Annotated in this window: 15 protein-coding genes; 11 read left to right on the forward strand and 4 right to left on the reverse strand. The window is 71.4% G+C overall.

The annotated features are described in order from the left end of the window. Window positions 1-76 precede the first annotated feature (76 nt). On the forward strand, window positions 77-808 hold the full coding sequence (locus ACGF3I_RS30755; RefSeq protein WP_393137752.1) for a response regulator transcription factor: 732 nt from the start codon (window positions 77-79) through the stop codon (window positions 806-808). A gap of 5 nt (window positions 809-813) precedes the next feature. Continuing rightward, window positions 814-2,214: a sensor histidine kinase gene (locus ACGF3I_RS30760; RefSeq protein WP_393137811.1), complete on the forward strand. Its 1,401-nt coding sequence runs from the start codon at window positions 814-816 to the stop codon at window positions 2,212-2,214. A 567-nt stretch (window positions 2,215-2,781) separates the two neighbouring features. Here ACGF3I_RS30760 and ACGF3I_RS30765 read toward each other — a convergent pair. Then, the gene (locus tag ACGF3I_RS30765) at window positions 2,782-4,596 is read right to left on the reverse strand and encodes a bifunctional metallophosphatase/5'-nucleotidase (RefSeq protein WP_393137754.1); all 1,815 of its coding nucleotides are present in this window, start codon (window positions 4,594-4,596) and stop codon (window positions 2,782-2,784) included. Window positions 4,597-4,789: 193 nt separating this feature from the next. Between ACGF3I_RS30765 and mshD the strand changes: the two genes are divergently transcribed. The 8 genes from mshD to pstB all read left to right on the forward strand — a co-directional run bounded on the left by mshD (window position 4,790) and on the right by pstB (window position 14,250). Then, entirely contained in the window at window positions 4,790-5,713 is a 924-nt protein-coding gene (gene mshD, locus ACGF3I_RS30770) for a mycothiol synthase (protein WP_393137756.1), read from the forward strand. Window positions 5,714-5,941: 228 nt separating this feature from the next. Continuing rightward, the gene (locus ACGF3I_RS30775; protein ID WP_393137759.1) at window positions 5,942-8,167 is read left to right on the forward strand and encodes an RNA degradosome polyphosphate kinase; all 2,226 of its coding nucleotides are present in this window, start codon (window positions 5,942-5,944) and stop codon (window positions 8,165-8,167) included. Window positions 8,168-8,234: 67 nt separating this feature from the next. Next, on the forward strand, window positions 8,235-9,311 hold the full coding sequence (locus ACGF3I_RS30780; RefSeq protein WP_393137762.1) for a CHAD domain-containing protein: 1,077 nt from the start codon (window positions 8,235-8,237) through the stop codon (window positions 9,309-9,311). Then, window positions 9,308-9,736, forward strand: a complete 429-nt coding sequence (locus tag ACGF3I_RS30785; protein WP_393137765.1) for an NUDIX hydrolase — start codon at window positions 9,308-9,310, stop codon at window positions 9,734-9,736. The genes ACGF3I_RS30780 and ACGF3I_RS30785 overlap by 4 nt, the downstream gene beginning before the upstream one ends. A 250-nt stretch (window positions 9,737-9,986) precedes the next feature. After that, window positions 9,987-11,129: a phosphate ABC transporter substrate-binding protein PstS gene (pstS, locus tag ACGF3I_RS30790; protein ID WP_393137767.1), complete on the forward strand. Its 1,143-nt coding sequence runs from the start codon at window positions 9,987-9,989 to the stop codon at window positions 11,127-11,129. 136 nt (window positions 11,130-11,265) lie between these two features. Next, window positions 11,266-12,264: a phosphate ABC transporter permease subunit PstC gene (pstC, locus tag ACGF3I_RS30795; protein ID WP_393137770.1), complete on the forward strand. Its 999-nt coding sequence runs from the start codon at window positions 11,266-11,268 to the stop codon at window positions 12,262-12,264. Window positions 12,265-12,316: 52 nt separating this feature from the next. Next, window positions 12,317-13,393, forward strand: coding sequence for a phosphate ABC transporter permease PstA (pstA, locus tag ACGF3I_RS30800; protein ID WP_393137773.1), 1,077 nt, complete (start codon window positions 12,317-12,319; stop codon window positions 13,391-13,393). 80 nt (window positions 13,394-13,473) lie between these two features. Beyond that, entirely contained in the window at window positions 13,474-14,250 is a 777-nt protein-coding gene (gene pstB / locus ACGF3I_RS30805) for a phosphate ABC transporter ATP-binding protein PstB (RefSeq protein ID WP_393137775.1), read from the forward strand. A gap of 995 nt (window positions 14,251-15,245) precedes the next feature. Here pstB and ACGF3I_RS30810 read toward each other — a convergent pair. Next, the gene (locus tag ACGF3I_RS30810) at window positions 15,246-16,244 is read right to left on the reverse strand and encodes an anion permease (RefSeq protein ID WP_393137777.1); all 999 of its coding nucleotides are present in this window, start codon (window positions 16,242-16,244) and stop codon (window positions 15,246-15,248) included. 7 nt (window positions 16,245-16,251) lie between these two features. After that, window positions 16,252-16,872, reverse strand: a complete 621-nt coding sequence (locus tag ACGF3I_RS30815) for a DUF47 domain-containing protein (RefSeq protein ID WP_053729022.1) — start codon at window positions 16,870-16,872, stop codon at window positions 16,252-16,254. A 224-nt stretch (window positions 16,873-17,096) separates the two neighbouring features. Between ACGF3I_RS30815 and ACGF3I_RS30820 the strand changes: the two genes are divergently transcribed. After that, a complete protein-coding gene (locus ACGF3I_RS30820; RefSeq protein ID WP_393137782.1) occupies window positions 17,097-17,540 on the forward strand; it encodes a metal-sensitive transcriptional regulator in 444 nt (147 codons plus the stop codon). Between the two features lie 101 nt (window positions 17,541-17,641). Here ACGF3I_RS30820 and ACGF3I_RS30825 read toward each other — a convergent pair whose 3' ends face one another. Beyond that, window positions 17,642-17,836, reverse strand: a complete 195-nt coding sequence (locus ACGF3I_RS30825; protein WP_393137785.1) for a hypothetical protein — start codon at window positions 17,834-17,836, stop codon at window positions 17,642-17,644. Window positions 17,837-17,997: the final 161 nt, after the last annotated feature.

Consider the following 17,997-nt stretch of genomic DNA (forward strand, 5'->3'; position numbering starts at 1 on the left):
GCCGCCCCGCGTCCCACCGTCCGCATGCGAGGCTGATGTTCACGAGCCGACCAGACGCACCCGAAGGAACCCGCTCATGAGCCCCGCCGAGGACGAACCGCAGCGCATCCTGATCGTCGACGACGAGCCCGCCGTCCGCGAGGCGCTGCAACGCAGTCTGGCCTTCGAGGGGTACGGCACGGAGGTCGCCGTGGACGGCCTCGACGCCCTCGCCAAGGCCGAGGCCTACCGGCCCGAGCTGATCGTCCTCGACATCCAGATGCCGCGGATGGACGGTCTCACCGCGGCCCGCAGGCTGCGTGCGGCCGGCTCCACCACGCCCGTCCTGATGCTGACCGCGCGCGACACGGTGGGCGACCGGGTCACCGGGCTCGACGCGGGCGCCGACGACTACCTGGTCAAGCCGTTCGAGCTGGACGAACTCTTCGCCCGCATCCGGGCGTTGCTGCGCCGCAGCTCGTACGCGGTGGACACGGGCGCGGCCGGGCAGGACGCCGGGAACGTGCTGACCTTCGCGGACCTGAGGATGGACCTGTCCACCCGCGAGGTCACCCGCGGCGACCGCGTCGTGGAGCTGACCCGTACCGAGTTCACGCTCCTGGAGATGTTCCTCGCGCACCCGCGCCAGGTGCTGACCCGCGAGCAGATCCTCAAGGCGGTGTGGGGCTTCGACTTCGAGCCGTCCTCCAACTCCCTGGACGTGTACGTCATGTACCTGCGGCGCAAGACGGAGGCGGGCGGCGAGCCGCGCCTGGTGCACACGGTGCGGGGCGTGGGGTACGCGCTCCGGCCGGGCGGCGCCGAGTGAACGCTCTGCTCCGCCGCTACCGCGCGATGCCGCTGCGCTCGCGCCTCGCGATGCTGGTGGCCACGGCGGTGGCGGTCGCGGTCGCGGCCGTCGCGGTCACCTGCTGGCTGCTGACCCGGGCCCAGTTGCGCGCTGAGCTGGACAGCACGCTGCGCAACACCAGCGCGCCCAGCAGCCTGGTGCAGGCCGCGCTCCAGACGTGCAGCGCGCAGGGCAATCTGCTGCCGGGTCAGAAGCCGTACGCCTACATCCAGGTGGTGCTCCCCGACGGCAGCCGCTGTGTGGCCCTCGATTCGCCGCCCGTACGGGTCACGGCGCAGGACATCGCGGTGGCCCGGGGCCGCAACCCCAAGGCCGAGTCGCTGCACGGCAGCACCACCGAGGACGGCATGGAGGTGCGGGTGCACACGCAGCTCCAGGACTTCGGCGGGCGCTGGGTCGCGGTGTCGCTCTCGCGTCCGCTCAGCGAGGTCGACTCCGCGCTCAACCGGCTCGCGCTGCTCCTGACCGGGCTCGCGGGGATCGGCGTGCTCGCGGCCGGGGCGGCCGGACTCTGGGTGGCGCGGACCGGGCTGCGGCCGGTGGACAAGCTGACCGGGGCCGTCGAGCACGTGGCGCGCACCGAGGACCTCACGGTGCGCATTCCCGTCGAGGGCGAGGACGAGATCGCCCGGCTGTCCCGCTCCTTCAACGCGATGACGGCGGCGCTCGCCTCGTCGCGGGACCGGCAGGCACAGCTCATCGCGGACGCGGGACACGAGCTGCGCACGCCGCTCACCTCGCTGCGGACCAACATCGAACTGCTCGCCCGCAGCGAGGAGACCGGACGGGCCATTCCGCCGGCCGACCGCAAGGCGCTGCTGGCCTCGGTGACGGCGCAGATGTCCGAACTGGCCGCCCTCATCGGCGACTTGCAGGAGCTGTCCCGTCCGGACGCGGTACGGGAGGGGCCGCTGGAGGTCGTCGGGCTCCACGACATCACCCGGGTCGCGCTGGAGCGGGCCCGGCTGCGGGGCCCCGAGCTGACCATCACGGCGGACCTCGCGCCCTGGTACGTACGGGCCGAGCCCGCGGCGTTGCAGCGGGCGGTGGTGAACGTGCTCGACAACGCGGTCAAGTTCTCGCCGCCGCGCGGGACGATCACGGTGGGGCTCGACCGGGGGGTGCTGACCGTACGGGACCAGGGGCCCGGCATCCCCGCGGAGGAGCTGCCGCACGTCTTCGAGCGGTTCTGGCGCTCGCCCTCGGCGCGGGCCCTGCCGGGGTCGGGGCTGGGGCTCTCGATCGTGGCTCGTTCCGTTCGGCATGCGGGGGGTGAGGTGCGGCTCGCGCCGGCGCCGGGTGGTGGCACCCTGGCCACCCTCACCCTGCCGGGTGCCCCGACCCCGCCCCCGGAGTCCCCCTGACGCGCAACCCCCCTGGGGCTGGGCCCGCCCGGGGGGGGTTGCCCACCCACCCGCCCGTGCAGCGGGCTGAAGGGTGCCTGGCCCTGGGGCTCCGCCCCAGACCCCGAGGGGGCTTGCCCACCCACCCGCCCGTGCAGGGGGTCGGACAGGCCCGGCCCCTGGGGCTCCGCCCCTCGAACCCCGATCGCGCCTGAACGGCGCTCGTCCTCAATCGCCGGACGGGCTGAGGTGCCCGGTGCGGGCCAGCACCGGTGCTGCTTAGGGGCGCGGGGAACTGCGCGGGAAGCGACCGCGGCCCGCACACGACCGCGGAGCCAAGGGGCGCGGGGAACTGCGCAAACCCCGGGCACCCCAGCCCCGCCAGGGGCGCGGGGAACTGCGCGAAAAGCGGGCACGGTCCGCACACGACCGAGGGGTTGGGGGCGCGGGGAACTGCGCGAAAAGCGACCGCGGCCCGCACACGACCGCGGAGCCAAGGGGCACGGGGAACTGCGCAAACCCCGGGCGCCCCCAGCACCCCCAGGGGCGCGGGGAACTGCGCAAAAGCCCCCCGCACCCCTCGGCCGATCAGGGCAGGACAGTGATGCGGGTCGGGGACGGTGGGGCCAGGGGGGACGAGGGCGAGGAGTTCGCCGTCAGGTAGGTGTTGAACAGGTCGAGGTCGGACGCCCCGACCAGCTTGTTCGTGCCGACCAGCGCCGGGAACCCGTCCCCTCCCCCGGCCAGGAACTCGTTCATCGCCACGCGGTACGTCTTGGCGGGATCGATCGCCGCCCCGTTCAGCCGCACCGTGTCGGTGAGCACCCGCGCCGCCCCGGACTTCGACATGTCGAGCGTGTAGGTCAGCCCCTTGGAGACCTGAAGGATCTTCGGGGAGGCCGCGTTCGGCCCGCTGACCTGCTGCTGGAGCGCCGTGAGCAGCTGCGCACCGGTCAGGTCGACCACGTTCATCATGTTGGTGAACGGCTGGACGGTGAACGCCTCGCCGTAGGTCACGACCCCGTCGCCCTCACTGCCGCTCGCCTTGTACACGAGGTCGGAGCGGATGCCGCCGGGGTTCATCAGGGCGAGCTGCGCGCCACCCTTGTCGGGCGCGGACAGGCCGGCCAGCTGGGCGTCGGCGATCAGGTCGCCGAGCGGCTTCTCGGGGGCGTCGGAGCCACGGCCGTTGATGTCGGCAGAGATGTAGCCCTGCGGCCGGTTGGCAACCGGTGCCGCCAACTTGCCCCAGCGGGCGATCAGTTGGGTCATGTCCGCGGCCTTGGCCTGGTCGCGGCTCACGATGTGGTTGGCCGACTTCGGGGACCGTACCGCCGTGCGCACGATGTCGTTGGTGCGGCGGTCGTACGTCAGCGTCGTGTCCGTGTACAGCTTGCCGAACGACGCCGCCGAGGTGACCATGCGCGGGTTGCCCGCCGGGTCGGGGACGGTGCAGACGTAGGCCTGGTGGGTGTGGCCGGTGATCAGCGCGTCGACCTTGGGCGTGATGCCCTTGGCGATGTCCACGATCGGGCCCGAGATGCCGCTGCCGGGCCCGTTGGTGTCGCAGCTGTCGTTGTAGGCGTTGCTGACGGGCATGCCGCCCTCGTGGATCAGGGCCACGATGGACTTGACGCCCTGGCGGTCCAGTTCCTTCGCGTACTTGTTGATCGTGGCGATCTCGTCGGCGAACTTGAGCCCCTTGACGCCGGAGGCGGTGACGACGTCCGGGGTGCCTTCGAGCGTCACGCCGATGAAGCCGATCTTGACGCCGTTCTTCTTCCACACCGTGTACGGCTTGAGGATCGGCTTCCCGGTCTTCTCGCTCGTCACGTTGGCCGCGAGGTAGGGGAAGTCCGCGCCGCGGAACTTCTTGCCCTTCTCGTAGCAGCCCTCGGTGGGGTGGCAGCCGCCGTTCTGCATGCGGGCCAGCTCGGTGGCGCCCTCGTCGAACTCGTGGTTGCCGACGGCCGTGACGTCCAGCTTCAGCTTGTTGAGCGCCTCGATGGTCGGCTCGTCGTGGAAGAGCCCGGACAGCAGCGGACTCGCGCCGATCATGTCGCCGCCGGCCGCGGTGATCGAGTACGGGTGACCCGCGCGGGCGGTGCGGAGCGAGGTGGCGAGGTACTCCATGCCGCCGGCCGGTATGGACTTGGTGGTCCCGTCGACCTGACGCTCCGTCACCGCGCCGGCGGATCCGGCCGGGGGCTCCAGGTTGCCGTGGAGGTCGTTGAAGGAGAGGAGCTGGACGTCGACGGTGCGGTCCGGCTTCGGGCCGTGGCCGTGGCCGCGGTCGTGCGCGTCGGCGGGCATCGCGGCGACGAGCGCCCCGACGGTGGCGAGTCCGGCGGCCCCCGCCCACAGTCGTGTGGCGGCACGCTTCATGTGGGGTTTCGCTGGCATGTGGTCGTTGAGTCCCCTGTGAGTTTCCGGTGAATTCCCGGCGCAGCCTAAGGTCAACGCGCGTAGCGCAACAGGGGTTCGCGGGTTACGAGCTGGTTGCCGTTGGCCGCGGGAGGCGCGACGGGACGACGGCGGGCGGGCCCGGCTCCCCGGCAACCCGGATCACCGCGGGCCCCGCCGTACCCTCGTACCCATGACAGACGCAGGCGCCCCCATCCCGTCCTCCCGTGACATCGAGACCCTCGACGAGCTCAGCCACGACCAGGCGCGCACCGTCCTCGACCTGCTCGACGAAGCCGCCCGCACCGACGGGCAGCAGGCGGTCTCCGAGCAGGGGCGGCTCCAGTTGCGCGGCGGCCGGCGCGAGGGCGTGCGGCATTTTCTGCTCACCGTGGGCGATGCGCTCGCCGGATACGCCCAGCTGGAGGACACCGACCCGATCGAGGCGCCCGCCGCCGAGCTCGTGGTGCACCCCTCCTTCCGCGGCCACGGCCACGGCCGGGCCCTGGGCAGCGCACTGCTCGGCACGACGGGCAAGCGGCTGCGGGTGTGGGCGCACGGCGGCCACGCGGCGGCCCGCCACCTCGCGCAGGTGCTCGGCCTGACCCTGTTCCGCGAACTGCGCCAGCTGCGGCGCCCGTTGAGCCCCCCGGACATCGCCGAGCCGGTCTGGCCCGAGGGCGTCACCGTGCGCACCTTCGTCCCGGGCGAGGACGACGCGGCCTGGCTCGCGGTGAACGCGGCGGCCTTCGCCCACCACCCCGAGCAGGGCTCGCTCACCCAGCGCGACCTCGACGACCGCAAGGCCGAGCCGTGGTTCGACCCCAAGGGCTTCTTCCTGGCCGAGAAGGACGGCGAACTGGTCGGCTTCCACTGGACGAAGGTGCACGCCGACGAGCGGCTCGGCGAGGTGTACGTCGTCGGCATCCGGCCCGACGCGCAGGGCGGCGGCCTCGGCAAGGCGCTGACCGCCACGGGCCTGCGCCACCTGGCGGCCGAGGGGCTGCCGACCGCGATGCTGTACGTGGACGCGGACAACACGGCGGCCCTGGCCGTCTACGAGCGCCTCGGCTTCACCACCCACGAGGCCGACCTGATGTACCGCGCGGAGTCCTGAGAGCGGCGCGGGCGCGGCCCGGCCCCCGCCCCCGGGGGCCCGGGTCCGCTTGCCCGCACGTCATGTCCTCGTAACCAGCCATTCAGACACGCTTGCGACGCTCGGACAATGAAGCCGCCGGCGCCCGCCCCCCGGAACGGAAGAGTTCCCCCGCCCAGCACCTCCCGGGCCCTCGCTCCCGCGCTCTCCGACGCGCTGGGAAGCCCGGGTGCGCGGAACAATGGGGACATGAGCCAGCAGCCGAGCGCCGAGGTCCCGTCCAAGTCCGCCCAGCCGTCCGTCGGCTCCCTCGCCGCGCACCGGCCGCACACCCTGGCGGCCGCCGTCTCCGACCTGGAGCCGGACATCGATGCCGACCTGGACGCCTACGAGGACGAGAGCGAGGGCGACGAGCTGCCCTCGGGCCGCTTCCTCGACCGCGAGCGCAGCTGGCTCGCGTTCAACGAGCGCGTCCTCGAACTCGCCGAGGATCCGGCGACCCCGCTGCTCGAACGGGCCAACTTCCTGGCGATCTTCGCCTCGAACCTGGACGAGTTCTTCATGGTCCGGGTGGCCGGCCTCAAGCGCCGCATCGCCACCGGCGTCGCCACCCGCTCCGCCTCGGGCCTCCAGCCCCGCGAGGTCCTGGACCTGATCTGGACGCGCTCGCGCGAGCTCATGGCCCGGCACGCCGCCTGCTACCAGCAGGACGTCGCCCCGGCCCTGGCCGACGAGGGCATCCACCTGATCCGCTGGCCCGAGCTCACCGAGAAGGAGCAGGCCCGTCTGTTCACCCTGTTCCGGCAGCGGATCTTCCCGGTCCTGACCCCGCTGGCGGTGGACCCCGCGCACCCCTTCCCGTACATCTCGGGGCTCTCGCTCAACCTCGCCGTCGTGGTGCGCAACCCCGTCTCGGGTCACCGCCACTTCGCCCGGGTCAAGGTCCCGCCGCTGCTCTCGCGCTTCCTGGAGGCCTCGCCGCAGCGCTACGTGCCGCTGGAGGACGTGATCGCGGCGCACCTGGAGGAGCTGTTCCCCGGCATGGAGGTGCTCGCGCACCACATGTTCCGGGTGACGCGCAACGAGGACCTCGAAGTCGAGGAGGACGACGCCGAGAACCTGCTCCAGGCACTGGAGAAGGAGCTGATGCGGCGCCGCTTCGGGCCCCCGGTGCGCCTGGAGGTCGAGGAATCCATCGACCCGTACGTACTCGACCTGCTGGTGCGGGAGTTGAAGGTCTCGGACGCCGAGGTCTACCCCCTGCCGGGCCCGCTCGACCTCACCTCCCTGTTCGGGATCTCCGCGCTGGACCGGCCGGAGCTGAAGTTCCCGAAGTTCGTCGCGGGCACCCACCGCGACCTCGCCGAGGTGGAGTCCGCCTCCGCGCCCGACATCTTCGCCGCGGTCCGCGAACGCGACGTCCTGCTGCACCACCCCTACGACTCGTTCTCCACCTCGGTGCAGGCCTTCCTGGAGCAGGCCGCGTCCGACCCGGACGTGCTCGCCATAAAGCAGACCCTGTACCGCACCTCGGGCGACTCCCCGATCGTGGACGCGCTGATAGACGCGGCCGAGTCGGGCAAGCAGGTGCTCGTCCTCGTCGAGATCAAGGCGCGCTTCGACGAGCAGGCCAACATCAAGTGGGCGCGCAAGCTGGAGGAGTCCGGCTGCCACGTCGTGTACGGGCTCGTCGGCCTCAAGACGCACTGCAAGCTCTCCCTGGTGGTGCGCCAGGAGGGCGAGACGCTGCGCCGCTACAGCCACGTCGGCACCGGCAATTACCACCCCAAGACGGCCCGCCTCTACGAGGACCTGGGGCTGCTCACCGCCGACCCGCAGGTCGGCGCCGACCTCTCGGACCTCTTCAACCGGCTGTCCGGCTACTCCCGCAGGGAGACCTACCGCCGACTGCTCGTGGCCCCCAAGTCCCTCAGGGACGGGCTGGTTTCGCGGATCCACAAGGAGATCGCCCACCAGCACGCGGGGCGTCCGGCCTATGTCCGCATCAAGGTCAACTCGATGGTCGACGAGGCCGTCATCGACGCCTGCTACCGGGCCTCGCAGGCGGGCGTACCGGTCGACATCTGGGTCCGCGGCATCTGCGCGGTACGGCCCGGGGTGCCCGGACTCTCGGAGAACATCCGGGTCCGCTCGATCCTCGGCCGCTTCCTCGAGCACTCCCGGGTGTTCGCCTTCGGCAACGGCGGCGAGCCCGAAGTGTGGTTCGGCAGCGCCGACATGATGCACCGCAACCTCGACCGCCGCATCGAAGCCCTGGTCCGGGTCGCCGACCCGGCCCACCGCGCGGCCCTGATCCGGCTCCTGGAGACCGGTACGTCGGACACCACCGCGTCCTGGCACCTGGGCGCCGACGGCAACTGGACCCGGCACTCGGCCGACGCCGACGGCCAGCCGCTGCGCAACGTCCAGGAGATGCTGATAGACGCCCGGAGGCGCCGGCGTGCGACACCCTGACAACACGGCGGCCCCGCACCGGACGGGCGAGTACCGCGACCCTCAACCGCCGTGTCACACACGTGAGTTGACGGCTGACTTCCATGACGCCCGGGCGGGCGAGATCCTCGCTCCCTATCTGCACGCGCAGGCCGGGGAGTTCCTGCGCGGGCTGCGGCTGCACCGGGAGGCGGGGCCCGACCTGCCGTCCGCGCAGGAGGCCGCCCGCGCGCTGCGGGCCGCCGCCCGCCGCATCAGCGCCACCCTGCACACCTTCCGCCCGCTGCTCGACGGCGCCTGGGCCGATCAGCTGCGCACCGAACTGGCCTGGCTCTCGGTCACACTGGCGGGCGAGCACGCCTGCTCGGCCCGGCTCACCCGGCTCCTGGACGCCCTGCACCGGCTGTCCGGCACCCCGGTGCCGCCGCCGCGCGGCGACACGGGCACCCTCGCGGTGGGCGCCGCCCGTGCCGGGGCGCTGCTCGACCGGCAGCTGACGCTGGCCCGCACCCGGGCCCATTCGGCGGCGCTCCAGGCGCTCGGCTCCTCCCGCTTCCACGCGGTGGCGGACGCGGTCGCCCTGCTCGCGGGGGAGGTGCCGATCGGTCCGGCCGCGACGGCCCGCGCCGCCGAAGTGCTCGTGCCGGCCGCCCTGGAGGCGGAGCACCGCCTCGAACAGGCGGTGGCGGCACTGCCGTTGGCCCGCGCGGCCCACCCGTACAACGCGGAGGCCCTGGTCCAGGAGAGCGAGAGCCAGGACACCCCCTGGCACCAGGTACGGCTGCTGCTGCGGCTGCACCGCTACGCCCAGGAGGTGCTGGCCCAGGGCGGGCCGGACGGGCCGGAGGGGCCGGACGGATCACGCGGACCGTACGGGCCGGGCGCACAGCACGCGAGCGGCGGGCCGGACGGCGGGCACGGGCCCGGCGAGCGGCTGTCGGCCGCCGGGCGCGCCCTCGACCGGCACCGGGACGCGGCCTCGGCCGCCGCCGCCGCGTCCGCCGCCGCCCGCACCCCGCGCATCGCCCCGGCCACGGCGTACGCGCTCGGGGTGCTGCACGCCGACCAGCGGCACGAGGTGGAGGCGGCGCGCTTCGTCTTCCAGCGGATCTGGCAGCCTGTGGCGGTGACCCCTGCACCCTCGGCGACCACGGCGGCCCCATGAGCACCGCACCCGGCCCTACCGTCCTCGCCGCGGGCTGCGTCCTGTGGCGCCGCTCGCCGTGGGGCGACGGCGGCCTGGAACTCTGCCTGGTGCACCGGCCCAAGTACGACGACTGGTCGCACCCCAAGGGCAAGTTGAAGCGCGGCGAGGACGCGCTCGCGGGGGCGCTGCGCGAGGTCCTGGAGGAGACCGGGTTCACGTGCGTGCCCGGGGCCGCGCTGCCCACCGCGTACTACACCGACGCCCAGGGGCGCCCCAAGCGCGTCGACTACTGGGGCGCCGAGGCCGGCGAGGGGCGCTTCACGCCCAACGACGAGGTCGACCGGCTGCTGTGGCTGGCGCCGGCCGCCGCCCACCACCGGCTGACCGAGCCGCGCGACCGCCAGCTGGTCCTCGCGCTCCTCGACGCGCTGCACTCGGCCTGAAACCGGCCCTCCGGGACACGCGGCCCGCGCGGCGCGGGTTCCGTATGCCTGCCGAACACGAACCGGTAACGGTCGGCACCGCACTGCCCGCCACGGTTCACCTTCCGTTAACTCTCCCCCGCAGACCGCTTCACCTGTTCTGCCTAATTTCGGCCTTACACGGTGCACGGCACCCCGCCCCACCGACCATCCAACGCACGCCGCCGTACAACGAACGGAAACCGGCGGCTCCCGGAAGGAACACCCGAAAGTGAAGCTTCAGCGCAAGAACCGGCTCCGCGCCACCGCCCTCGGCGTCATCGCCGTGTCCAGCGCCCTGGCCCTCACGGCGTGCGGCAGCGACAACAACAGTGGCGGGAGCACGGGCGGCAGCGGTGACAAGACCACCGGGGCCGCCTCCACCGTGAAGTGCGACGGCGCCAAGGGCCAGCTCCTGGCCTCCGGCTCGTCCGCGCAGAAGAACGCCATGGACCTGTGGGTCAAGAACTACATGGCGGCCTGCAAGGACGCGCAGATCAACTACAAGTCCTCCTCCTCCGGTGACGGCATCGTCGCGTTCACCCAGGGCACCGTCGGTTTCGCCGGCTCGGACTCCCCGCTCAACGCCCAGCAGGTCGAGGACTCCAAGAAGGTCTGCACCGGCGGCGGCCAGGGCATCAACCTGCCCATGGTCGGCGGCCCGATCGCGATCGGCTTCCACGTCGAGGGCGTCGACACCCTGGTCCTCGACGCCTCCACGATCGCCAAGATCTTCAACGGCAAGATCAGCAAGTGGAACGACGAGGCCATCGCCAAGCTGAACCCGAACGCCAAGCTCCCCGACCTGGCGATCCAGGCCTTCCACCGCTCCACCGACTCGGGCACCACCGACAACCTCACCAAGTACCTCTCCGCCGCCGCCAAGGCCGACTGGCCCTACCCGCCGGCCAAGAAGTGGGCCGCCTCCGGTGGCCAGGCCGCCTCCGGCTCGGGTGACGTCGCCGCCCAGGTCAAGCAGGTCAACGGCGCGATCGGCTACTTCGAGCTCTCCTACGCCGCCTCGCAGTCCATCAAGACCGTCGACATCAACACCGGTGCCGCCGCCCCGGTCAAGGCGACCGCGGAGAACGCGTCCAAGGCCATCGCCGCCGCGAAGATCGCCGGCACCGGCAAGGACCTGGCGCTGAAGCTCGACTACACGACCAAGGCCGACGGCGCCTACCCGCTCGTCCTCGTCACCTACGAGGTCGCCTGCGACAAGGGCAACAAGCCCGCCACCCTCGGCGCGGTCAAGTCCTTCCTGTCCTACACCGCGAGCGCCGACGGCCAGAAGCTCCTGACCGACGCCAGCTACGCGCCGATCCCGGCCGAGATCAACGCCAAGGTCATCGAGACGGTCAACTCCCTCTCCTAGAACCACGGTTGAGCCGCCGGGCCGAAGACCCGGCGGCTCGCGTGGGGCGGCGGCCCCGATCCGGCCCCGCCCCACACCATCCGGTGCACCGCCGCCAGGGGGCTCCACGGGCCCCCGCCCACAGACCGGAAAGATCATGGCTTCTTCCATAGCAACCGACACTCCGCCGCCACCCGCACCCGGGCCGGCGGCACTCCGCAAGCAGTCCACCGGCCGCGCGGGCGACAAGATCTTCCTCGGTCTCTCCCGGGGCTCGGGCATCTTCCTGCTCGTCGTCATGGCGGCCATCGCCGTCTTCCTCAGCGTCCGCGCCGGCATCGCCATCTCGAAGGACCAGGGCAACTTCCTGACCACCTTCGACTGGGACCCGGCCGGCAACCCGCCCGCGTTCGGCATCGCGGTCCTGCTCTTCGGCACCGTCGTCAGCTCGGTCATCGCGATGGTCATCGCGGTCCCGGTGGCCGTCGGCATCGCCCTGTTCATCTCGCACTACGCGCCGCGCAGGCTGGCCGCGCCGCTCGCGTACGTGGTCGACCTGCTGGCCGCCGTGCCCTCGATCGTCTACGGCGTCTGGGGCGCCCTGTTCCTGGTGCCCTACCTCGGCGGGCTCAACGAGTGGCTCGACCAGTACATGGGCTGGACCTACGTCTTCGAGAAGACCGAAGTGGGCGTCGCCCGCTCGATGTTCACCGTCGGCATCCTGCTCGCGATCATGATCCTGCCGATCGTGACCAGCGTCAGCCGCGAGGTCTTCCTCCAGGTCCCGCGCATGAACGAGGAGGCCGCGCTGGCCCTCGGCGCCACCCGCTGGGAGGTCATCCGGCTCTCGGTGCTGCCCTTCGGCCGCTCCGGCGTCATCTCCGCCTCGATGCTGGGCCTGGGCCGCGCGCTCGGCGAGACGATGGCCGTCGCCACGGTCCTCTCCCCCAGCTACCTCCTGTCGCTGCACGTCCTCGACCCCGGCGGCGGCACCTTCGCGCAGAACATCGCCGCCAAGTTCGACGAGTCCAACCAGCTCGGCCGGGACGCCCTCATCGCCTCCGGCCTGGTCCTCTTCGTGCTCACCCTGCTGGTCAACGGCGCCGCCCGCATGATCATCGCGCGCCGCAAGGAGTACTCGGGGGCCAACGCGTGAGCGCCGCCCGCCTCCCGTACGCCCGTACCGCAGCCCCCGAAGGGAGCCCCGCATGACTCACGCAGCCGTTCAGGACGCACGCCCGGCCGTCCCGGCCCCCCGCACGGCCGGCCTCAGCGCCCGCTCCCTGCCGCGCTGGGCGGGGGCCGGCTTCGCCGCCGTCTCGGTGGCGCTGGCCGTCGGCATCGGCGTCGCCTTCGACCTGCACAGCAAGGTCCAGTGGGGCCTGATCGCGGCCCTGCTCTTCATCCTGGTCTCGTACGCGGTCACCTCGGCCGTCGAGAACAAGCGGCAGGCCAAGGACCGGGTGGCGACCTCCCTGGTCTGGGTCTGCTTCATCCTCGCCGTGATCCCGCTCGCCTCCCTGCTGTGGACGACGATCAGCCGCGGCACCAAGGTGCTCAACGGGTACTTCCTGTCGCACTCGATGGCCGGCGTCCCCGGCTTCGAAACGGGCGGCGGCGTCTACCACGCGCTGATCGGCACCCTGGAGCAGGTGGGCCTCGCCACCCTGATCTCCGCGCCGCTCGGCCTGCTGACCGCGGTCTACCTGGTGGAGTACGGCAAGGGCGCGCTCGCCAAGTCCGTCACGTTCTTCGTGGACGTCATGACGGGCATCCCGTCCATCGTGGCCGGCCTCTTCATCCTGACCCTGATGCTGATGTTCGACCTGGGGCCCTCGGGCTTCATGGGCTCGCTCGCCCTCGCGATCCTGATGCTGCCGGTCGTGGTGCGCTCCACCGAGGAGATGCTCAAGCTCGTCCCGAACGAGCTGCGCGAGGCATCGCTCGCCCTCGGCGTACCGAAGTGGCGCACCATCCTGAAGGTGGTCCTGCCCACCGCGATCGGCGGCATCACCACCGGCGTCATGCTCGCCATCGCCCGCATCGCCGGTGAGACCGCCCCGATCATGCTGCTCGTCTTCGGCAGCCAGCTGATCAACACCAACCCGTTCGACGGTGCTCAGTCCTCGCTGCCCTTCTACATCTGGGAGCAGTACCGGGTCGGCAGTGACGCGGCGTACGACCGCGCCTGGGCCGGGGCCCTGGTCCTGATCGCCTTCGTCATGATCCTCAATCTGGTGGCCCGCGGCATCGCCCGCTGGAAGGCCCCCAAGTCCGGTCGCTGACGCGACACTTCGCGGTCCCGCCGTCCGGGGCCGCCCCACCGGCGACCGACTCCGCACGCTCGAAAGAAGCAGTGATTCCCATGGCCAAGCGAATCGACGTATCCGGCCTCTCCGCCTACTACGGGGCCCACAAGGCGATCGACGACATCTCGATGACGGTCGAGCCGCGCTCCGTGACCGCCTTCATCGGCCCGTCCGGCTGCGGCAAGTCCACGTTCCTGCGCACCCTGAACCGCATGCACGAGGTGACCCCCGGCGGGCGCGTCGAGGGCAAGGTCCTGCTGGACGACGAGAACCTGTACGGCTCCACGGTCGACCCGGTCGCGGTGCGCCGTACGGTCGGCATGGTCTTCCAGCGCCCCAACCCCTTCCCGACGATGTCGATCTTCGACAACGTGGCGGCGGGGCTCCGCCTGAACGGCACGTACCGCAAGAGCGAGCTGGCCGACGTGGTGGAGAAGTCCCTGAAGGGCGCGAACCTCTGGAACGAGGTCAAGGACCGCCTCAACAAGCCGGGTTCGGGGCTTTCCGGCGGGCAGCAGCAGCGGCTGTGCATCGCGCGGGCGATCGCCGTCGAGCCGGACGTGCTGCTCATGGACGAGCCCTGCTCGGCGCTCGACCCGATCTCGACGCTGGCGATCGAGGACCTGATCGGGGAGCTGAAGGAGCGCTTCACGATCGTGATCGTGACGCACAACATGCAGCAGGCGGCGCGGGTTTCGGACCGTACGGCGTTCTTCAACCTGGCGGCGGTGGGGCAGCCCGGAAAGCTGATCGAGCTCGACGACACGGCCCGCATCTTCTCGAACCCATCGGTCCAGGCCACCGAGGACTACATTTCGGGGCGCTTCGGGTAGGGCAGGCTGGGGCGGCTTGGCCCTGGGTGGGTGGGTCCTGGGTGGCTTTCCGGCGCGGCTTGGCCCGGCCCCGGCCCGGGTTCGGCTCGGCCCTGGGCGGCTTGGCCCGGACCCGGCGCGGGTTCGGCTCGGCGCGGGGCGGTATCAGCCCGGCTCGGCCGCCGGCCGGCTCGGCTCCGGTCGGGCCGGCTGGGCTCGACACAGGCCCTGCCGGGCTTGGGGCTGGGCGGTTTGGCTCGGCCCCAGTCCTGGCTCGCGCTCGGCCCCGGTCGAGCTTGGTTCGGGGCGGCTTGGCCCGGCCGGGGTGACGTCCCCTTTGACCGTCTGCGGTGCTGCATGGCGGTGCCACCGCCGACGAACGGCCCGCCTTCCCCGACCCGGGGAGGCGGGCCCTTTACGGTGTGGCCCTTGGGGCTGCCCTGCCTCTGCCAGGGCCGGGGCACCTACTGGGGCTGCGCCCCAGACCCCCAGGGGGCTGCCCACCCGCCCGCCCGTGACGGAGGTCGGAGGGCGCCTGGCCCTGGGGCTGCGCCCCAGACCCGCTGAGGGGCTCCGCCCCTCGAACCCCGGCGGGTTTGCCCACCCGCCCGCCCGTGCAGCGGGCTGGAAGGGTCCGGCCCCTGGGGCTGCGCCCCAGACCCCCCGAGGGGCTCCGCCCCTCGAACCCCGGCGGGGGCTCCGCCCCCCTGCACCCCCCTTTCGCGCCTGAACGGCGCTCGTCCTCAATCGCCGGACGGGCTGAGGTGGCCGGTGCGGGCCAGAACCGGTGCTGCTTAGGGGCGCGGGGAACTGCGCAAAAACCCCCACCACCCCCACCCCCGGAGGGTTACGGGAAGGGGCGGGGAGGGGCCCACAAAAGCCGAACCCCCGCCCCCCCGGCAGAGCCGAAAAGGACGGGGGCAGCGGCCCGGCCAAACCCAAGCCGACCCGGCCAAACCCAGGCTCAGCCAACCCCTCAGGCCCGGCCGAACTAAGGCCCAGCCAAACCCCCGGCGCTAGCCGAAGAAAAGGTGGACCACCAGGTAGCTCAGCGCAGCGACCAGCGCGGCCGCCGGCATCGTGATGAACCACCCCAGAATGATGTTCTTGGCAACCCCCCACCGCACGGCATTGACCCGCTTGGTAGCCCCCACACCCATGATCGCCGAAGTGATCACATGCGTCGTGGAGATCGGCGCCTGGAACAGGAACGACGACCCGAACATGATCGACGCCCCCGTCGCCTCCGCGGCGAACCCCTGCGGCGGATCCAGCTCGATGATCTTCCGCCCCAGCGTCCGCATGATCCGCCAGCCACCCGCGTACGTACCGAGCGACAGCATCGCCGCGCACGCGATCTTGACCCAGATCGGAATCTGCCCGCCGGCGTCCTGAACGTCCGCGATGACCAGCGCCATCATCACGATGCCCATCGTCTTCTGCGCGTCCTGCAGACCGTGGCCCAGCGCCATGCCGGCCGCCGAGACGGTCTGCGCGATGCGGAATCCGCGCTTCGCCTTGTGCGGGTTCGACTTGCGGAACAGCCACAGGATGGCGCACATCACCAGGTAACCGACCACGAGGCCGACCACCGGCGAGACGAACATCGGGATGACGATCTTGTCGAGCACCCCGGACCAGTACACGGTCGTACCGCCCGCGAGCGCCGCGCCGACCATGCCGCCGAACAGCGCGTGCGAGGACGAGGAGGGCAGACCGAAGTACCAGGTGACCAGGTTCCAGATGATCGCGCCGACCAGCGCCGCGAACAGGATCCCCATCCCCTTGTTGCCCTCGGGCGTGGAGATGAGGCCCTCGCTCACGGTCTTGGCGACACCGCTGCCGAGGAAGGCGCCGGCGAGGTTCATCACGGCGGCCATCGCCAGCGCGGCCCGGGGCGTGAGCGCCCGCGTCGACACCGACGTGGCGATCGCGTTCGCCGAGTCGTGGAAACCGTTCGTATACGTGAAACCGAGCGCGACCCCAATGGTCACGATCAATGCAAAGGTGTCCATGCCGGGGTCAGGACTCCTTGACGGCGATGGTCTCCACCGTGTTCGCCACGTGCTCGAACGCGTCCGCCGCCTCTTCGAGAACGTCCACGATCTGCTTGAGCTTGAGCACCTCGATGGCGTCGTACTTGCCGTTGAAGAGGTGGGCCAGCAGCTTGCGGTGGATCTGGTCGGCCTGGTTCTCCAGGCGGTTGACCTCGATCCAGTACTCGGTCAGGTTGGACATCGTCCGCAGGTTCGGCATCGCCTCGGCGGTCAGCACGGCCGCCCGGTTGAGCACCTCGATCTGCTGCTCGACGCCCTTGGGCAGTTCCTCCACGTTGTAGAGGACGACCAGGTCGACGGCCTCCTCCATGAAGTCCATGATGTCGTCGAGGCACGAGGCGAGGTTGTAGATGTCCTCGCGGTCGAACGGCGTGATGAAGGAGGAGTTCAGCTGGTGGAAGATCGCGTGGGTGGCATCGTCCCCCGCGTGCTCCGCTGCCCGCATACGCTCCGCGATCTCGGCCCGGGACGCGGAATCCGCTCCGAGCAGTTCCATGAGGAGCTTCGAGCCCGTGACGATGTTGTCCGCGGATGCGGAGAACATGTCGTAGAAGCTCGTCTCCCTGGGGGTCAGACGAAAGCGCACGTGGGGTCCTCGGAGTGCTTGGGATTCGGTCAGGCTGATGCTAGGCGCATCATCCGGCCACGGCTAACCGGCGTTCTTCAGTGTCGCCCATCAGGCACAGTGATCCGCACGGGCCCCCACCAGGGATCCGGAAATTCGTTACCATATACCCATGAGGGGTATCCATCCCCTTGCCCCACACGGCAAGCCGCCTGGCACATGGCAGCAGACAACGGGAGGACGCGATGACGACCACCGAGGCAGCCGGCCCCACGGTCGAGGCCGACGGGACCGCCGAGGACGCCACGGCGACCGACCCGACCCCTGCCGCCGGCCCGACCCCTGCCGCCCAGGCGACTCAGGAGACTCCGGCGATTCACGCGACGGTGACCGATCACGATCACGGCGTGCACGGGTACCACAAGCAGAAGGACGAGCACCTCAAGCGGCTGCGCCGGATCGAGGGCCAGATCCGCGGCCTCCAGCGCATGGTCGACGAGGACGTCTACTGCATCGACATACTCACCCAGGTCTCGGCGTCCACCAAGGCCCTGCAGTCCTTCGCGCTCCAGCTCCTGGAGGAGCACCTGCGCCACTGCGTCGCCGACGCGGCAGTGAAGGGCGGGGACGAGATCGACGCGAAGGTCGAGGAGGCCACCAAGGCCATCGCCCGCATGATGCGCACCTGACCCGACCCGGCGAACACCGCGCTCGGGAGTCCGGGTCGGGGTGCGCCGGGGCCACACGGCCCGGCCGCGCCCCGGCCCGTCGTCGTGCCCGCGCCGCCCGGCTAACCCCAGGCGTCGCGGTCCGGTGACGGCCCCCGCCGCCCCGCGTTCACGTTCAGCACCTCGTCGATGAGGTCCGGGCTGAGCCGGTCCCCCTCCGCGGCGGATGCCGCGATCATCAACTCACCGCACAGTTCGATCTCGACGAGGGCCACGTGGTCCTGGACGGTCGCACCGCGAAGCGAAGCCACGCACATCACCTCTTCTTCGACCTCTCCACTCAGCCGGTCAGCCGGTCAGCCGGTCGATCGGGCAGCCGGGCAATCGGTCCATCAACGGTCATTCGGTGATTCGGTCATTCGGTCAATCGGTCCATCAGTGGTCAGTCGGTCGGTCAATCGGTCGGTCGGTCGGCGGG

This window comes from Streptomyces sp. NPDC048111, assembly GCF_043202815.1.
Classification (GTDB): domain Bacteria; phylum Actinomycetota; class Actinomycetes; order Streptomycetales; family Streptomycetaceae; genus Streptomyces.

Excerpts from the sequence above, each read along its gene's own strand:
- pstB (WP_393137775.1), top strand. The coding sequence starts at position 13,474 with ATGGCCAAGCGAATCGACGTATCCGGCCTCTCCGCCTACTACGGGGCC.
- ACGF3I_RS30765 (WP_393137754.1), bottom strand. The coding sequence starts at position 4,596 with ATGCCAGCGAAACCCCACATGAAGCGTGCCGCCACACGACTGTGGGCG.
- ACGF3I_RS30775 (WP_393137759.1), top strand. The coding sequence starts at position 5,942 with ATGAGCCAGCAGCCGAGCGCCGAGGTCCCGTCCAAGTCCGCCCAGCCG.
- ACGF3I_RS30785 (WP_393137765.1), top strand. The coding sequence starts at position 9,308 with ATGAGCACCGCACCCGGCCCTACCGTCCTCGCCGCGGGCTGCGTCCTG.
- pstA (WP_393137773.1), top strand. The coding sequence starts at position 12,317 with ATGACTCACGCAGCCGTTCAGGACGCACGCCCGGCCGTCCCGGCCCCC.
- ACGF3I_RS30810 (WP_393137777.1), bottom strand. The coding sequence starts at position 16,244 with ATGGACACCTTTGCATTGATCGTGACCATTGGGGTCGCGCTCGGTTTC.
- pstC (WP_393137770.1), top strand. The coding sequence starts at position 11,266 with ATGGCTTCTTCCATAGCAACCGACACTCCGCCGCCACCCGCACCCGGG.
- ACGF3I_RS30755 (WP_393137752.1), top strand. The coding sequence starts at position 77 with ATGAGCCCCGCCGAGGACGAACCGCAGCGCATCCTGATCGTCGACGAC.
- mshD (WP_393137756.1), top strand. The coding sequence starts at position 4,790 with ATGACAGACGCAGGCGCCCCCATCCCGTCCTCCCGTGACATCGAGACC.
- ACGF3I_RS30825 (WP_393137785.1), bottom strand. The coding sequence starts at position 17,836 with ATGTGCGTGGCTTCGCTTCGCGGTGCGACCGTCCAGGACCACGTGGCC.
- ACGF3I_RS30820 (WP_393137782.1), top strand. The coding sequence starts at position 17,097 with ATGACGACCACCGAGGCAGCCGGCCCCACGGTCGAGGCCGACGGGACC.